At 60.7% G+C, this 16,798-nt stretch carries 14 protein-coding genes; all 14 read left to right on the forward strand.

The features are described 5' to 3' along the window. The first annotated feature begins 195 nt into the window (after positions 1-195). The 14 genes from P3C39_RS29300 (at position 196) to P3C39_RS29365 (ending at position 16,795) form a co-directional block, all read left to right on the forward strand. A complete protein-coding gene (locus tag P3C39_RS29300; RefSeq protein ID WP_275954796.1) occupies positions 196-1,059 on the forward strand; it encodes a DeoR/GlpR family DNA-binding transcription regulator in 864 nt (287 codons plus the stop codon). Further along, a complete protein-coding gene (locus P3C39_RS29305; protein WP_275954795.1) occupies positions 1,046-2,140 on the forward strand; it encodes a four-carbon acid sugar kinase family protein in 1,095 nt (364 codons plus the stop codon). The genes P3C39_RS29300 and P3C39_RS29305 overlap by 14 nt, the downstream gene beginning before the upstream one ends. A 227-nt stretch (positions 2,141-2,367) precedes the next feature. Further along, positions 2,368-3,399 (forward strand): 4-hydroxythreonine-4-phosphate dehydrogenase PdxA, encoded by a 1,032-nt coding sequence (gene pdxA, locus P3C39_RS29310; protein WP_196815418.1) that lies wholly within the window; start codon positions 2,368-2,370, stop codon positions 3,397-3,399. Between the two features lie 41 nt (positions 3,400-3,440). Beyond that, positions 3,441-4,931, forward strand: a complete 1,491-nt coding sequence (gene aldA, locus P3C39_RS29315) for an aldehyde dehydrogenase (protein ID WP_024505181.1) — start codon at positions 3,441-3,443, stop codon at positions 4,929-4,931. 76 nt (positions 4,932-5,007) lie between these two features. Next, entirely contained in the window at positions 5,008-6,150 is a 1,143-nt protein-coding gene (locus P3C39_RS29320; protein WP_275954794.1) for a substrate-binding domain-containing protein, read from the forward strand. Between the two features lie 65 nt (positions 6,151-6,215). Beyond that, on the forward strand, positions 6,216-7,799 hold the full coding sequence (locus P3C39_RS29325) for a sugar ABC transporter ATP-binding protein (RefSeq protein ID WP_024505179.1): 1,584 nt from the start codon (positions 6,216-6,218) through the stop codon (positions 7,797-7,799). Continuing rightward, entirely contained in the window at positions 7,796-8,743 is a 948-nt protein-coding gene (locus P3C39_RS29330; RefSeq protein WP_027035675.1) for an ABC transporter permease, read from the forward strand. Before P3C39_RS29325 ends, P3C39_RS29330 begins: the two co-directional genes overlap by 4 nt. Positions 8,744-8,902: 159 nt before the next feature. Further along, positions 8,903-10,429: a sugar ABC transporter ATP-binding protein gene (locus P3C39_RS29335; RefSeq protein ID WP_027035676.1), complete on the forward strand. Its 1,527-nt coding sequence runs from the start codon at positions 8,903-8,905 to the stop codon at positions 10,427-10,429. Continuing rightward, positions 10,426-11,442, forward strand: a complete 1,017-nt coding sequence (locus P3C39_RS29340) for an ABC transporter permease (RefSeq protein ID WP_024505176.1) — start codon at positions 10,426-10,428, stop codon at positions 11,440-11,442. The genes P3C39_RS29335 and P3C39_RS29340 overlap by 4 nt, the downstream gene beginning before the upstream one ends. Before the next feature lie 122 nt (positions 11,443-11,564). Then, on the forward strand, positions 11,565-12,488 hold the full coding sequence (locus P3C39_RS29345; RefSeq protein WP_050580526.1) for an ABC transporter permease: 924 nt from the start codon (positions 11,565-11,567) through the stop codon (positions 12,486-12,488). 81 nt (positions 12,489-12,569) lie between these two features. Beyond that, entirely contained in the window at positions 12,570-13,793 is a 1,224-nt protein-coding gene (locus P3C39_RS29350) for a sugar ABC transporter substrate-binding protein (protein WP_024505174.1), read from the forward strand. A 59-nt stretch (positions 13,794-13,852) separates the two neighbouring features. After that, positions 13,853-15,142 carry a histidinol dehydrogenase gene (gene hisD, locus P3C39_RS29355; protein WP_275954857.1) on the forward strand — a complete coding sequence of 430 codons (1,290 nt, stop codon included), beginning with the start codon at positions 13,853-13,855 and terminating at the stop codon, positions 15,140-15,142. A gap of 59 nt (positions 15,143-15,201) precedes the next feature. Next, positions 15,202-16,245, forward strand: coding sequence for a LacI family DNA-binding transcriptional regulator (locus P3C39_RS29360; RefSeq protein WP_024505172.1), 1,044 nt, complete (start codon positions 15,202-15,204; stop codon positions 16,243-16,245). Beyond that, positions 16,232-16,795 (forward strand): hypothetical protein, encoded by a 564-nt coding sequence (locus P3C39_RS29365; protein WP_024505171.1) that lies wholly within the window; start codon positions 16,232-16,234, stop codon positions 16,793-16,795. Before P3C39_RS29360 ends, P3C39_RS29365 begins: the two co-directional genes overlap by 14 nt. The last annotated feature ends 3 nt before the right edge of the window (positions 16,796-16,798 follow it).

Consider the following 16,798-nt stretch of genomic DNA (forward strand, 5'->3'; position numbering starts at 1 on the left):
AAAATCAGTCAAAATAATTCTAATAAGGCCAAAAGCGATAGGAATTCACTCATCGCCATGACAAACCAGTGGGCTCGCCGAATGGATTCGTGATATTCGCGATGCTGGGCTCGCCATGATTCCGGCGAGCGTGTTGCTGCACTGTGCGGAGATAGGAACGTGGCAAGGAATGTTCGAAAATCAACGGTGGAAGATATGGCGCCGTCAGCGTCCGCCGGGTCATGGGAAGACGATGGCGGGCGTGGACGGGTCGATCTTATTCCGGCCAAGCGTCATGCTTTCATTCTCGAATGCCTTAAACGGGAAGGAACCGTCGGCATTCAGGAACTCATCGATCTCATCGGGGCGTCACCTTCAACCATCCGGCGCGACCTCGAAACACTGGAACGGCAAGGAGCATTGGAGCGAACGCATGGCGGAGCAATGCTTCACCGCACGGAACTCGCCACCTTCGAGCCGGATCTCGCCACTGCCGCACACTTCGCCAGGGCTGAGAAGGAGGCCATAGGTGCGGCCATGATGTCGGAACTTCGCCCCGGGCAGAGTGTCATTTTCGACGCAAGCACGACTGTTCTGGAAGTCGCCCGCGCCATCGCGGCTGCCCCCATCGCGCTTACGGCCGTCACCAACAGCCTGGCGATCGCCCAGATCCTCGCAACCGTGCCGGGGATACGCCTCGTCATGCTTGGAGGCACCTGCAAGCCGGGTTCTCTAACTCTGGTTGGCCAGCCTGGCGAGAATTTCCTGCGCACCATCCACGCCGATGTGGCAATTCTTGGCACTCATGCCATCACCGGAGACATGCTCACGGAGACCTCGCTTGAGGTCGCGGCGATGAAGCAGGCGATGATCGCCGCGGCGCGCCGCGTCGTCGTGCTTGCCGACAATTCCAAATTCACCACTCCGAATTTCTGCACCATCTGCCGGCTGGCCGATATCCACCAGATCATTACCGACGAGGGCATCGATCAGGCCAACCTCACCAATCTTCGGACGCTCGATGTAAACGTCCGAGTCGTTCGCGTCAGCCGTTCGGGTTCTTCCGTTGAGCGCTCTTGAGGCCGTGGATATCCGGATCGTCGCCGACGACCTGACCGGCGCCCTGGATAGCGCGGTTTGCTTCGCCTCGCCGGGCCAAGGTGTTGCGGTGAGTTGGCAACTGGATCGCGCGTTCTCGGGCCGTTTGGCTGTCGATATCGCCACACGTGAGGGCGCCGAGACAACGGCCGTCGCCAGACACTTGAAGTTCGCGCCATGGTTGGCCGCCGGACAACTGAGCTTCAAGAAGATCGACAGCCTTTTGCGCGGTCACGTCATTGCCGAAATAGAAGCCTGCATCGTCGAGGGTGCGTACCAGCGGGTTGTTCTGGCACCAGCGTTCCCATTTCAGGGCCGCGTTACACGCCTTGGGCGTCAATGGCGACTCGATCGGCCCGAAATGGTAGGTCCCGACATCGTCTCCGGACTAGGCCAGCGCTTTTCGTCCGGCCGGGCGGTACCGGGGGCGCGACCACTTCATTTCATCACCCTCTACGACGCCGAAACGGACAAGGACCTGGACGAGATCGTTGCAACGGCGGGCGCGCCCAGCACACTCTGGGTTGGTACGGGCGGCCTGGCTGCAGCGCTGGCGCGACACCTGAGCATACCACGCAAGCCTGCTCCGGCATTGTCCGCCCCGTTCCTGGGCCTTGTCGGCACAAATCACGAAGTCACGGCGGGACAGGTGGCCTCGTTTGCCGCCAAGCATGCTGATGGGCATATCGTTGTGGAACGCGACATCGACAAAGCGAAAAGGGATCTGGCAAAACGAATCATGCGAGGTGCGCCGTCGGTTGTCACCGTCGTTGCATCGGGCGATCGCCACGCGGTTTCAGATCATATCGGCAAGGTGTTTGCGTCGCTTCTCGACGGTTTGCCAAAGCCCGGAACGCTGCTCGTCACTGGCGGCGAAACATTGCGATCGGTGTGCTCCAGCCTCGGCGTCGTCGAACTCACGGTCGAGAGCGAGATTGAACCGGGGCTTCCGATCTCCAGAATCAAAGGCGGCGTTTTCCAAGGGCTAGCCACAACTTCCAAATCTGGCGCGTTCGGCGACAGCGCCCTCTTCTGCAGGCTCGCGACTCTCGCGCGTCGCTGATCAAGACGGTCACCGGCAAAAGCACCGGGCGGGTCCATTCCCGCCGGTCAAATGACGTCAAACGATGCTTCAGCCGCCTGCTACAACGGCCCTGCCCTCCCAGAGAGGGATTCAGGCCGGCGGATTTCGTCGCGCAGCTGATTACGAATGACCGAAAAAGAAAACTATTGCGCATCCATGGTTAGAGAGATTAGAAGATGACCACAATTGACCGATTAGAGGCGTTTATGTCTGGTCCAAGACTCGGCATCACAATGGGTGATCCTGCGGGCATCGGCCCCGAGATCATCGCCAAGGCATGCGCACGGCTGAAACCGCGCCTTGCCGACGGGTCGCTGTCCCTTCTCATCATCGGCAGCGTCACCGCGATGCGGACAATGGAGTCGATTTCTGGGCGCATTGAGGAGGAACAACCGTCAGCTTCGGCCGCTGGGACGTTTCCCGCTGTAGCCATTCTCGAAGCCGGCCCCGAACAAACACCCATTGAGACAGGCATCATGTCGGCTGAAGGCGGGCGCCTCGCCTATCTGGCGATCGAAAAAGCTGTTCGCCTGGCCCAGGCCGGTTCAATTGCCGGTATCGTTACGGCTCCTCTCAACAAGGAAGCGCTCAACCTGGCCGGCTATCACTATGCCGGCCACACCGACATGCTGGCTGAGCTGACAGGCGCGCGCGATTCCGTGATGATGCTTGCCCATGGCGATTTTCGCGTCAGCCACGTCTCGACCCACGTCGCGCTGGCCCAGGTTCCATCGAAACTGACCGAACCTCGGTTGCGGCGGGTTATCCAATTGACGGTCGAGGCGTTGCACGGCCTTGGCATTTCCCATCCCCGAATTGCGATTGCCGCGCTTAACCCGCACGCCGGCGAAGGCGGCATTTTCGGCCGGGAGGATATCGACATCACGACCCCAGTCGTCGCCTCCTACAACTCCGCCGATTTTGCCGTGTTTGGGCCTGTTCCCGGCGATACGGTTTTCGTCAAGTTGCGCGCCCGCCAGTATGACGCGGTGGTCGCGATGTATCACGATCAGGGCCATATCCCGGTGAAACTGCTCGGCTTCAATGTCGATCCCGAGACCGGTGAGTGGAAAGCGCTCTCCGGTGTCAATGTCACGCTCGGCCTTCCGATCATCCGCACCTCCGTCGACCACGGTACGGCCTTCGACATCGCCGGCAAGGGCATCGCCAACGAGGACAGCTTGGTCGAAGCGATCGAGTTCGCGGTCCAGATGGCCGCGGCGAAATCCAACCCTTAGGCGTCGGCACGCCTGCAACGCACGCAGAACCGGATTGAACCATGTCAGCAGAAGAAAAGACATCGTATCTCATGTTGATCGACGGGAAGTTCGTCGTCGGCGAAGCTGGCACGCGCTCGGTTATCAACCCGGCCAACGGCAAGGCCTTTGTCGACGTGCCCGAGGCAAGCCCGGATCAGGCTCGCCAGGCGATAGACGCCGCCCGCAAGGCGCAGAAGGCTTGGGGGCTCAAATCGCCTCTTGCCCGTGCGGCGATCATGAAGCGGATCGCGGTCTTGATCCGGCAGAACGCCCGGCATCTGGCCGAGGTGGTGGTCAGGGAACAAGGCAAACCGATCAACGAAGCAATAGGTGAAGTCGGCGGCGCAGCCGAGTTCTTCGACTACTACGCCGAATTTGCCCGTCGCATTCAAGGTGAGATCCTGCCGTCCGACTACGCGGGAGAGCAGGTCTGGATACAGCGTGTGCCGGTAGGCGTTGTCGCCGCCATCATTCCGTGGAATTACCCGAGCGCCCTGGTCAGCCGAAAGGTGGCGCCCGCCATGATCGCCGGCGACACCATCGTCCTCAAACCGCATGAAGACACGCCGCTTTCGGCGCTCGAAATGGCTCGCATCTTTGTCGAAGCGGGCGTGCCGGCCGGCGTCGTGAACATCATAACGGGACGGGGTGAAACCATAGGCGAAGTGCTCTGCAGCGAACCCGGCGTCGACCTCATCACCATGACAGGAAGCGTCCCGACCGGTAAGCGCATCATGGCGAATGCTTCGCGTAATCTGACGCCTGTTTCGCTGGAGCTTGGCGGCAAGGCGCCATTCATCGTCCTGGCTGATGCCGATCTCGAGCTGGCGGTTCGTTCGGCAGCCACGTCGCGCTACATGAACTGCGGACAGGTCTGCATATGCAACGAACGCACGCTCGTTCACCGTTCGATTTACGATCAGTTCGTCACACGCTTTGTGGAATTCTCCAAGTCGCTCGTCGTCGGTGATCCGATGCAGGCAAATACCGATATCGGCCCGAAAGTCAGCCGTGAAGAGTTGGAAAAGGTCGAGGCGGTGCTTGCGGAAGCCGTGGCGGGCGGCGCGAGGCTTGCTCTCGCCGGTGGGCGCCCGACCAAGGCGCCCATCGATGGCGGCTACTGGCTCAATCCGACCGTACTGACAGATGTGACGCCTGACATGCCGATCATGACGCGCGAAATCTTCGGTCCGGTCGTGCCGATCATGCCCTTCGACACTTTCGAGGAGGCTGTCAGCATCACCAATGCCAGCAACTATGGCCTGTCGGCCTATCTTTTCACCAATGATCTGGGCCGCGTCATGAACGCCGTCAACGAGGTTTCGTTCGGCGAGATCTACGTGAACCGGATCGGACCGGAAATGCTGCAGGGTTTCCATGTCGGCTTCCGCGAAAGCGGACTGGGCGGCGACGACGGCGTGCATGGGCTCGAGAGCTACATGCGCAAGAAGACGGTCTACGTGAACTATTCGGGTGCCGCCACGGCGGCATTGATGCCTTACGGGCGCTGAACAGCGCCCAACCAGTACGACCAGCCAGGTCGCCACCCGGCCGCTACGGCCGTTTCATATGATCGGGAGGAATGAAATGTACTATCGTGGATTTATGGCGGCCGCCTTGGCCTTGGCGCTATCGGGACTGGCCGCATCGTCGGCTCTCGCCGATGACACCATCCCACCGGAAGCAAAAGCTCTGCTCGAGCCGCTGCCCCTGTCGCCGAGGGGCCAACCCGTCCCAGGCTTCCCGGATGGTCCGCCGGCGGTGTCGCCGGACGTGCTGAAATTCTCCGATGAGGATCTTGCCAAGCTCAAGGCGGGCAAGTTTACCGCTGGACTGGTGATGCACACAATGGATGCGGGCTGGCCTCAGTTGCAGGTTGCCGGAATCAGCAACACACTCAAGGATCTTGGTATCGAAATTGTTGGAACCACCGACGCCAAGTTCCAGCCCGGTCAGCAAATCAGCGATCTGGAGCAGATGATCGCCCGTAAGCCCGACGTGATCTTCTCGATCCCGATCGATCCGAAGTCTGAGTCCGAAGCCTACAAGAAGGCGGCGGCCGCCGGCATCAAGCTGGTTTTCATGGACAACGTCCCGGTCGATATGGCGCCCGGCAAGGATTATGTGACCGTTGTCGCCTCCGACAATGAAAAGAACGCCTACTTCGCCGCGCAGGAACTTGTCGGGGCGATTGGCGGCAAGGGCGAGGTCGGCATCATCACGCTGGTTTATGACTATTACTACTCCGTCGCAGCCCGAAAGGTCGGTGCCTTGAAGGCGTTCGGCGAACATCCCGACATCAAGGTCGCGGATGTCGGCACCTTCACAGCCCCCGAGAAGGCTTACGAGGTTGCCACCGCAATGTTGACGGCGCATCCCGACATGAAGGGCATCTTCGTTGCCTGGGACACGCCCGCCCAGCAAGTCGTGGCCGCGGCGAAGACACTCGGCCGCGATATCGTCGTCACCACGAATGACATTGCCGCTGACAGCGCGCTGAACGTTGCACGCGGCGAATTTCTGGCCGTAGGCGCGCAGCGTCCCTACGACCAGGGCGTCGCCGAGGCCAAGGCGGCCGCGCTTGCATTGCTTGGACATGACGTCCCGCCATACATTTCGGTGCCGACGTTGCGTGTCAAGAAGCTCGACCTTCTCAGTGCCCTCAAGCAGGTCACCAAGGAAGATGCTCCGGCCTCGGTGGTAAAAATCTGCAACGGCGAGTGCTTCTAGCCCACTTTTTCGTCGGCGGGCTCCAACAGGCCGCCGACGCTCCCCTAGCGATCGAGAAAATCGTCATGGCCGAAGCGAAAACGTCACCGTCCCACAACGCGATCGTAGCGATGCAACGCATCAGCAAGTCGTTTGGCGCAAACCGCGTGCTGTCTGATATTTCGTTCGAGGTCATGGCCGGTGAAACGCACGCGCTGCTCGGCGAGAACGGTGCGGGCAAATCGACGCTCATGAAGATTCTCATGGGAGCTTATCGAACGGATGAAGGCCGCATTCTGTTCGCCGGAGAGGACGTCACGGCCTTGTCGCTTCGCGACAGGATCGACCGCGGTATTGCAATGATCTTCCAGGAACTGAGCGTCTTGCCGAACCGCTCGGTTGCCGAAAATCTGTTCATCCTTCGCGAGCCACTCGCCTTCGGCATGCGCGTCGACACCAGAACAATGGTTCGCGATGCCCAGGCTCTGATCGAGCGGTACGCCTTCTCGCTTGATGCTTCCGCGCGTGTGGGCGATCTGGCCTTCGCCCAACGCCAGATGGTCGAGATCCTCAAGGCGATCTCGCGGGGCGCCAAGCTGCTCGTCATGGACGAGCCGACTTCATCACTGACCATCCACGAGGAAGAAACGCTTTTTCGGACCATCGGTCAGCTCAAGCAGGGCGGAATCGGTATCGTTTACATCAGCCACCGCATGGCCGATGTGCTGCGGCTTTCGGATCGCATCTCGATCATCAAAGATGGCCGACTGGTTGGCCCACTTGATCCGAGCAAGACATCCATCGAGGATATCGCTGCGATGATGTCGCGGCCGAGGGGCGACGCGCCTTTGCCGACCGCCACAGTGTCCGCGAAACGCCACCCGGCAACGTCGATCGGGGCGCCGGCTCTTGAGGTCCGCGATCTAGCCACGTCGCGCAAGCTGTCCGACATATCGTTCTCGATCGATCCAGGCGAGATCGTCGGCCTTGCCGGGCTTGTCGGCAGCGGCCGCTCGACCTTGGGCAAGGCTTTGTTCGGCATCCTTCCAGACGTATCCGGCCACATCAGTGTCGCAGGCGAACCCGTTCGGCCGGGCAGCGTAAGCAGAGCGATCGCTGCTGGTGTCGCGCTTGTTCCCGAAGACCGTCGGCTCGAAGGGCTTGTTGGCGGGCGCTCAATCGAGGAGAATCTTGCGCTTCCCCGGCTTTCCGATTTCTCGCTCGCGGGTCCCCTTGGGCCGATGGCGAAGGCGCGGATAGCGGCTCTGTTCAGACAATACCGCGACGACCTCAACATCCTGTGCCGCGGCCCCTTACAGAAAGCCCAGGAGCTTTCAGGCGGCAATCAGCAAAAGATCGTCTTCGCAAAATGGCTGGCAATGAAGCCGAAGCTGTTGATCCTCGATGAGCCAACTTCCGGCGTGGACGTCAATGCCAAGCGCGATATGCGCGAGCTTGTGCGCCGCACGGCGGGCGATGGCGTCGCCGTGCTGCTCATTTCTTCGGAACTCGAAGAACTCCTGGATTTGTCCGATCGCATTCTGGTGATGGCGCAGGGGCGGATAACGCGCAGCATGGGCAGCGCGCACGACGAGACCGGGCTTCGCGCGTTGCTGCAGGCCGAGGCCGCCAGACAAACCAGCGTACACGCTCAGGGAGTTGCAGCATGAAATCGTCCTCGATGCCGATGCGCGCTAGTGCGATGAATTTTTTCCGCGATCACATCACCTATGTGATCTTCCTGGCGATCACCCTCTATTTCGTCTTGTTCGCCCCCCATTTCGCGTCAGTCTCAACCGCAAGCGCCGTTCTGCGTATCACAGCCATCGTTTCCGTGATGGCGATCGGCATGACGTTCGTCATCATCTGCGGTGAAATCGACCTGTCGGTCGGTTCGGTTGCCAGCTTTTCAGGTATGATCGGAGCGTTGCTGCTCGATCAGAGTGTCCCGGCCTATGTCGCCGCCCTTCTGGTGTTGGGCGCCGGGGCCTCGATCGGCGCGGTGTCGGGCGTGCTTGTTACAAAACTGCGCATTCCATCGTTTCTCGTAACGCTTGGAATGTTGTCCATCTTTTCCGGACTGGCACTGACCATCACCGGCACCCGGCCCGTGTCGATCGTCGATGATGATTTTTCGAATCTGTTCTGGAACGGCAGTTTTCTGGGCATGCAGGCACCGATCTGGTGGACGATCGTCCTTACGGCCGTCGGCTACTACCTGCTGCATCAAATGCCCTACGGCAGGCGTGTTTATGCGACCGGTGGAAATGCTGTTGCCGCGCGCTTTTCCGGTGTGCGCACGGACGGCGTCAAAATCTTCGCCTTTGCGATATCCGGCATGACCGCATCCCTTGCGGGCCTGATGCTCGCGGCCCGCTCCACGGCTGGCAATCCCAGCCTGGGAGCGGGTCTTGAACTGGATGTGATCGCGGCCGTGATCATAGGCGGGACAAGTCTCTTTGGCGGTTATGGATCAATCGTCGGTTCCGTCGTCGGCGCAATCTTCATAGGCATTCTCGGATTTGGTCTTCTCGTGCTCGGTCTATCGACCAGCATCCAGGAGGTCATCAAGGGAGCCATCATCATCATTGCGGTCTCATTGAACCGCCGTTGAAAGCAGCAGCCCGGCATGAAATCGGAAGATATGCGGCTCCGCAATTAAAGGGTCGATGATCTGTTGATTACAGCGCATTTCGATGAAATAGTAAAAAGAGAACGTTCTCACTGCGTGTTTTGGGATGGAAGAGGGCGTTTTGGAGGAAATCTGTTGAGTGTGTCGCCGCCACGATTGCAGGCCGTTGCCGTTACCAAATCCTACGGCGCGACCACAGCATTGGAAAATGTGTCGCTGGATCTGGCGGCGGGCGAAGTCCATGCGGTGCTCGGCGAAAACGGCGCCGGCAAATCCACGCTGGTCAAGATCCTCAGCGGTGTGATTGCGCCAAACAGCGGTCAGATGCGTCTCGACGGTGCGGTCTATGCGCCGCATTCGATCCTGCATGCGCGACAAGCAGGCGTCGCCACGGCTTTCCAGGAATTGAGCCTCGCGCCCAACTTGACCGTTGCCGAAGCGCTGCTGCTGCCCGCCATGAAGCGCGGGGCGTTCGGCCTGGTCTCTCCCTACCAGACAGCGCGAGCCGCAGCTGAAATCCTGCATCGCTATCGTTTGGATGACGTCTCGCCGATCGCCGGCATCGCCAGCCTGTCGCTCGCCCACAGGCAGCGGCTCGAGATCGCCCGAGCCATGCACTATGCCGAAAAGGTTCTTATCCTTGACGAGCCTACGGCAGCATTGACCGATGTCGAATGGCTGTTCGATCTGGTTCGCAGCACGACTGCGGCCGGGACCGCCGTCCTCTATATTTCACACCGCCTGGCCGAGGTGCGCACCTTGTGCAAGCAGGCAACGGTGCTGCGAAACGGCCGTTCCGTGGCAAGCGTCGGACTATCGGACGCCAGCGATGCCGATATTTTCGAGCTGATGGTCGGCCGCACGGAGATGGCGCACGGGCGCCGCACCCACTCGTTCGCTCGCGAGACGCGTTCCGCGCTCGAACTGAACAATGTCACCGGCGCAAAGCTCAAGGGCGTCACACTCGACGTGAAAGAGGGCGAGATCGTCGGCATCGCCGCTTTGGAAGGCCAAGGCCAGCGCGAACTTTTCCGCACCCTTGTCGGCCTGGATAAAGCGACGTCGGGACAAATCCTGGTCGGGGGAAAGCCCGTACAACCTAAAAGCCCACGTCATGCCATCGCGGCCGGACTGAGCTTCCTTCCCGAAGAACGCAAGGTGGAAGGGATATTCTCGACACTGTCGACGGCAGCAAACATCGTGCTGCCCGTCATCCAGAACATCAGCCGGACCGGTTTTGTCTGGCCCGCGCTGGAACGGCACAGTGCCGCACGGGCATCCGAAGGGGTCGAACTCAATCCTCGCTATCTCGATTTTCGTATCGCCGACCTCTCCGGAGGCAATCAGCAGAAGGCATTGCTTGCGCGTGCGATGTTTACGGGCGCGCGTACATTGCTTCTCTACGATCCGACCCGAGGCGTCGATGTCGGCACCAAGCAGGCTATCTACGCGGCCATTCAGGCCTTTGCCGACAGGGGTGGATCGGTGCTTCTCTATTCATCGGAACTTACAGAACTGACGCGTCTGGCCGACCGCTGTCTGGTGCTCTACGGCGCACGAATTTTCGAGCAGTTCACGGGCGAAGCCATCGAAGAGCGTGCGCTGGTCGCAGCCCTTACCGGTCATTCCCGAGACCCCGCAAAATCAAAGCGCGAGGCCGCGGCATGAGCATTCTTGCAACCAAGGCGGCAGCCACCTCTCACCGCCTCGCCCCGTCAATGCCGGCAAGGGCAAAAGCCTTACTGGCCAGCGGCACCGGCATCATCATCGTTCTCTACATCATCCTGTATGGCCTGTATTCCATATGGGATCCTACCGCGCTGACCGCCGACACAGTGCTCAACCTGACGAACAATGCCGTTCCCCTTGCGATCGCGGCGGCGGGTCAGACGTTGATCGTGCTGTCCAGAGGCTTCGACCTTTCCGTCGCCGGCGTCATCTCGCTAACCAATGTCATCATGGCGGCTTATCCGCTGGACGGCCCGTTGGGGGCAGTCGAAAGCCTTGCCATCTGCCTGGCGATCGGAGGCGTGGTCGGCCTGGTAAACGGTTTCCTGGTCGCCGTGCTGCGTCTCCAGTCGATCGCCGCCACGCTGGCGACGATGATCATCTGCCAGGGCCTTTCATTGGTGATCCTCGACGCGCCGGGAGGTACGGTCGCGGATTTCATCTCCTATGATCTGACCGACGTGCTTTTCGGCGTGATCCCGATCTCGGGGCTCTTCGTCGCGGGCGTTGTCGCTCTCTGGATGATTTGCCGACGCACGGCGTTCGGCACAGGCCTTTATGTCGTGGGGGCTGATGAAACAGCTGCGCATCTGTCAGGCATCAATGTCAAACGCGTCCGAATTCTAAGCTTTGTTATCGGTGGCATGCTCTACGGCCTCGCGGGTTTCATGCTCAGCGCTCAAACTGCGACAGGAAATCCCAACGCAGGCGCCTCTTTCCTGATGCTGACCTTCGCTGCCGTGGCGCTCGGCGGCACGTCGCTGAGCGGTGGGCGCGGCAGTGTCATCGCCAGCATCATCGGCGCCGCCACGCTCATGTTGCTGCAGAAGGTGCTGTTCGCCGGCGGCGTGTCGTCCTTCTACACCGGCATTTTCCAGGGCGTGGTGCTCGTGCTGGCGGTGGTGTTTGGAAATGTCGTGACGCATTTTGTTGAACGAAGAGGTGCAACGTGACCGAAGCGCACCCTCCCGGGGCGGCTGTAGCCCCTGCCCCGCGGGCCCAACGGCACACGGAACGTGTCGCCGACAATAGGCGTACCGCACGCTTGCGGCCAGAGACAATCACGGCGGTCTGCGTGTTCGGTATCAGTATCCTGCTGGTGCTGGGTTCACGCTTCGTCAGCCCGGCACTCGGTTCATGGGATCACGTCAACACCATAATCCTTCTGGCGTCGTTCCTGATCGTCGTGGCCTTCGGCCAGGGGATCGTCATCATGATCGGAGGTCTCGACCTTTCAGTCCCGGCGCTCATAACGCTTGGCGGCGTGCTGACGACCAGTTGGATCGATGCCTCCAGCGGCATGAGCTTGCCGCTGATACCGGCGATCTTGCTGATCTGCGCGTGCATTGGCGGGATCAGCGGCCTTGGGGTGACCTTGCTGCGTATCCCGCCCTTCATCATGACCATGGCGACGGGGATCATCACCGCTTCCGCAGCACTTGGGCTTACGAGCGGCACACCGCGCGGCGCGGCTCCCCCAATCCTGACCGCTCTGATGAAAGCGAGTTGGATCGGCATCCCGGTCATCCTCCTATTCATCCTGGTTTTCGCCATCCTCGGCTCAGTGCTGCAGGGTCGAACATCCTACGGTCGCCGCCTGACAGCCATCGGCGCGAATCCGGTCGCGGCTCATGTCGCGGGCATTGCAGTGCGCAGTTCGGTTCTGATCGCCTATATGCTGAGCGCAGCCGCATCCGGGTTTGCCGGCATGATGCTGGCGGGCTACGCAAACGGCGCAACGCTGCGCATGGGCGACGACTATCTGCTTCCCTCGATTGCGGCCGTCGTCATCGGCGGCTCGTCCATTCTTGGTGGCAGCGGCTCTTTCGTCGCCACGATAGGCGGTGCCATCCTGCTCACCGCGTTGAGTACGGTGATCTCGGCGCTTGGCATTCCACAGGGCTGGCGCACGGTCATCGAGGGCTCGATCATCCTCATTGCCCTGCTCCTGCTGAGGGAAAACACCTTCGCGTTCCTAAGACGCCGACTGGCGCGGTAAAGACCGCCCGCGCCCGGCGATCCGGGACGTTCAGTGAGAACGTTCCCATCAACAAGCGGTCAACGATCTGGGAGACCTTCGATGCCAAACTGGAAGAGAAAACTAAGTCTATGCGCAGCCGCTCTTTGTACTGCCGCGGTCAGCCTTTCGCTCACCGCCCCGTCGGCGTCAGCGCAGGACAAGAAGTTCAAAATCTACCTGAGCATGAGCTACAGCGGCAACTCTTGGCAGTCGGAGGCAGCCAACATCGTCAAGGCGCTTGCCGCCACCCCACCCTACGACAAGACCGTGGAACTGACCCAGGTGATCTCGGGCACGGATCCCCAGGCTCAGATCGCTGCGTATGAGAGCATGATTGCCGCCAAAGCCGACGGCATTATCAGCTTTCCGATTTCTTCCACCGCCCTCAATCGCGTCATCCACAAAGGCTGCGAGAAGGGCGTGAAGTTCTTCATGTACGACGCGACGGTCACCGAGCCCTGCGCCTACAACGTCAGTTACATTACCGCTGGCTTTGGCGAGAACAGCGCTCAGGCCCTGGTCAATGCGCTCGGCGGCAAAGGCAAGATCTTCCTCAGCCGCGGCGTTCCCGGCAACTCGGTCGACAAGCGCCACACCGATGGAGCCATGTCGGTCTTCAAGAAGTACCCCGGCATACAGGTCGTGGACGAATACTATTCCTTCTGGGACGACCGTACGACCCAGCAGGAAACAGCCAAGGCGCTCGCAGCGCATCCCGACGTCGACGGCATCTGGGCTCAGGCCGGTGAATACGGTGCGATCCAGGCCCTCATGGACAAGGGAAGCAAACTGGTGCCGATGACGGGCGAAAACTCGAATGGCTTCCGCCTTGCGCTGGCCAATCCAGATTTCCAGAAGCGTGGCCTGAAAGGCGTTTCCGCCGGCTCGCCGCCGGCCAGTGCTGGCTATGCTTTCAAGCTGATGATGGAAGCCCTGACTGGAAAGCGCGATCTCAAGCCGGGCAACATCGAATATCCTCTGCCATGGGTGCCCGCCGACCAGGTCAAGCTGTGCAAAGGCCAGACGTTCGAAGATGGTTGCAACGCCTTCCCGGAAGGCGTCGTGCCCAGTTCCTTCGTGACGGAGGTGTTCAGCCCGACGCTTCTGCCGGAGCTTTCCATCCAGTCGGCGCTTGAAGGCAAGCCAACCCCAGGCGCGACCATCCAGCCTTTGCCGGCCGATGTTCCGAAAGCCGCCGACGAGCCCGGCATCAACTGCCAGAAATGCGAGCCGCCGGCAGACCAGTACAAGCTCACCAAGGTTCAGCCAACCGTCAATCCGTAATGGCCAAGGCGGGCGGCGTCACGCCGCCCGCTCCACCTTTTTCAAGAACGAGGACGAACATGCCCAGTTATCTCAAGCGCGGCCAGGACGCGAGCACAGTGGCGGCGGTCGACGCCAGAACGCGATTGACCGTTGAAAATATTCTCGCCGACGTCGAGGCGAGAGGTGACGCGGCCGTGCGCGAGCTCTCTGAAAAATTCGACAACTGGTCGCCAGAAAGCTTTCGCCTTTCCGAGCAGGACATTGAAAAAGCCCTGTCCGCGGTTGCTCCACGCGATCTCGAAGACATCCGCTTCGCCCAGGCGCAAGTGCGCAATTTTGCCCAGCATCAGCGCGATTCCATCAGGGATATCGAAGTCGAGACCTTGCCCGGCGTCGTACTCGGCCACCGCAACATTCCAGTCAATGCCGTTGGCTGTTATGTGCCCGGCGGCAAATATCCGATGGTTGCTTCGGCGCATATGAGCGTAGTCACGGCGCGCGTAGCCGGCGTGAAGCGCGTGATTGCCTGCGCACCGCCTTTCCACGGCGGCCCGCATCCGGCGATCGTCGCCGCCATGCATCTGGGCGGTGCCGACGAAATCTACGTGCTTGGCGGTGTGCAGGCAGTAGCCGCCATGGCGCTCGGCACCGGTACTATCGCCCCGGTCGACATGCTGGTCGGTCCCGGCAATGCCTTTGTCGCCGAAGCCAAGCGCCAGCTCTTCGGCCGCGTCGGTATCGACCTCTTCGCCGGCCCGACCGAAACACTGATCATCGCCGACGAAAGCGTCGACGGCGAGATCTGCGCAACCGATCTCCTCGGCCAGGCCGAGCATGGGCCCACCTCGCCCGCCGTCTTGCTTACCACCTCCGAGAAGCTCGCCCGGGCAACCATGGCCGAAGTCGAACGGCAGCTTCTGCGGTTGCCGACAGCGGAACTCGCCGGCAAGGCCTGGGCAGACTACGGCGAAGTGATCGTGTGTGAGTCCGATGAGGAGATGGTGCGCGAGGCGGACCGCATCGCTTCCGAGCATGTGCAGGTCATGACGAGCTACCCTGATTACTTCTTGAACAACATGACCAACTACGGCGCCTTGTTCCTTGGGCCTCGCACCAATGTGGCATTTGGCGACAAGGTCATCGGCACGAACCACACGCTGCCGACCAAGAAAGCAGCGCGCTACACTGGCGGACTGTGGGTCGGCAAATTTCTCAAGACCTGCACATACCAGCGGATCCTCACCGACGAGGCCAGTGGACTGGTCGGCGAATATTGCTCGAGGTTGTGCATGCTGGAAGGTTTTGCCGGACACGCCGAGCAGGCCAATATCCGCGTGCGGCGCTACGGCGGCCGAAACGCCGCTTGACGACCTTGAACAAAGCACGTCGAAACATGGTTCGCCGCTAAAACTGGAGCCTAGCAGCCATGACCGAAGTCGTCCTGAAGCAGCCTCACACGCCCCGCATAACGGTGAAAGATTTGGCAAGACAATTGGGCATGTCGGTATCCACGGTTTCGCGAGCCTTTTACGAGGACGCCGTGATCGCGCCAAAGACGCGCGCGAGAATCCTCGCGCGCGCGGCGGAACTCGGCTACCAGCCCAATCCGCTCGCACGCGGCCTCATCACCAAGAGCAGCCGCATCGTCGGCATCGTCGTGTCCGACATCACCAATCCATTCTATCCCGAAGTGCTGACGCGGCTGACAGGAAAGCTGCAAGCCCTCGACCTGAATGTGATGCTGGTGGTGACCGACCCAAAGCGCAGCGAGGATGAGACGCTTCGCGTCCTGCTCTCCTATCACCCCGACGTGGTGATCATCCTGGCCACGACGCTTTCTTCGGCATCGTCCGATGCCTGCCGCAAGGTCGGTACACCCGTCGTGTTCTTCAACCGCTACGATGCCAGCCAGCGGTCCTATGCGGTGACTTGCGACAATGAACTCGGCGGCAGGACGGTCGCCGACCACCTGATCGATCTCGGACACAGGCGCCTGGCCTATGTCGCCGGCTTGCCGAATGCCTCGACCAACGTCGATCGCTGGAAGGGTTTTCATGCCCGCTGCCTGGAAAGAGGCGTGCAGGCTCCTCTCAGCAGCGTAGGGCAGGAATTCAGCTACGCGGCTGGCTATGCCGCCGCGCATGGGTTTCTCTCGTCCGACGAACCACCGACCGCGCTTTTCTGTGCGAACGATATCCTGGCGATCGGCGCGATGGACGCGGCAAGACGCGATTTCGGCCTTTCGATACCGGACCGTCTGTCCGTCGTTGGTTTCGATGACATCGCGATGGCCTCCTGGCCGTCGCATGATCTCACAACTGTTGGTCAGCCAATGGAACTGATGGTGGAGCGCACCGTGGACCTGACGCTGTCCCTGTCGCGCAACGATGCCAGTCAGCCCGCCCTGCAGCGCATTCCGGGAAAACTCGTCGAACGCAGCACCACGAGGGCCATCGATGGCAGGCAATAAGTCTTCTCTGTCGATGCTGGACTGGGCGGCGCAAATTCATGGCCCGGACTGTGCTGGCTTTGGCCCCGCTCGCGAAGTCGCGGCCTTGTCTCTGCCTGAAGGTGTGGCGGATGAGGTGGTCGCCTATGGTCTCGAGGCCCGCCAGGTCTACAACGGTCTTAAGCGTTTAATCGGGCAGGTCGCTGGCCTGATGATCCTGCTGCAGGCAAGCGGCCGCCGCGAAGTGCTCGATCTTCCGTCTATCGCCAGTGCCGCGGAATTGTTCGACGAACTCCGCGAACGCCTTTCAAAGTTGCGGACAACGTCTCGCCTTGATGTGCATCTGCAGCAGTTGATCAGCGCACACAGGCTCGTGGGCACCTGCCTCGCTGTTCTGCGCGAGCAGCAAGCTGCCAAGAACACCCCAGACCTCGCCGAGCCGCTCGGCAATTTGTCGGCGGCTTACAGGCATCTGCAATCGGCATCCGAGGATCGCTTCGGAATGACCATGGTCGATTTCAGGCATTCCTGTTGCAACTGCGGGGCCGAAGGCCGCTTATCATCAGTCTAGGGA

The sequence above is a fragment of the Mesorhizobium sp. XAP4 genome (assembly GCF_029269325.1).
In the GTDB taxonomy this organism is placed as follows: domain Bacteria; phylum Pseudomonadota; class Alphaproteobacteria; order Rhizobiales; family Rhizobiaceae; genus Mesorhizobium; species Mesorhizobium ciceri.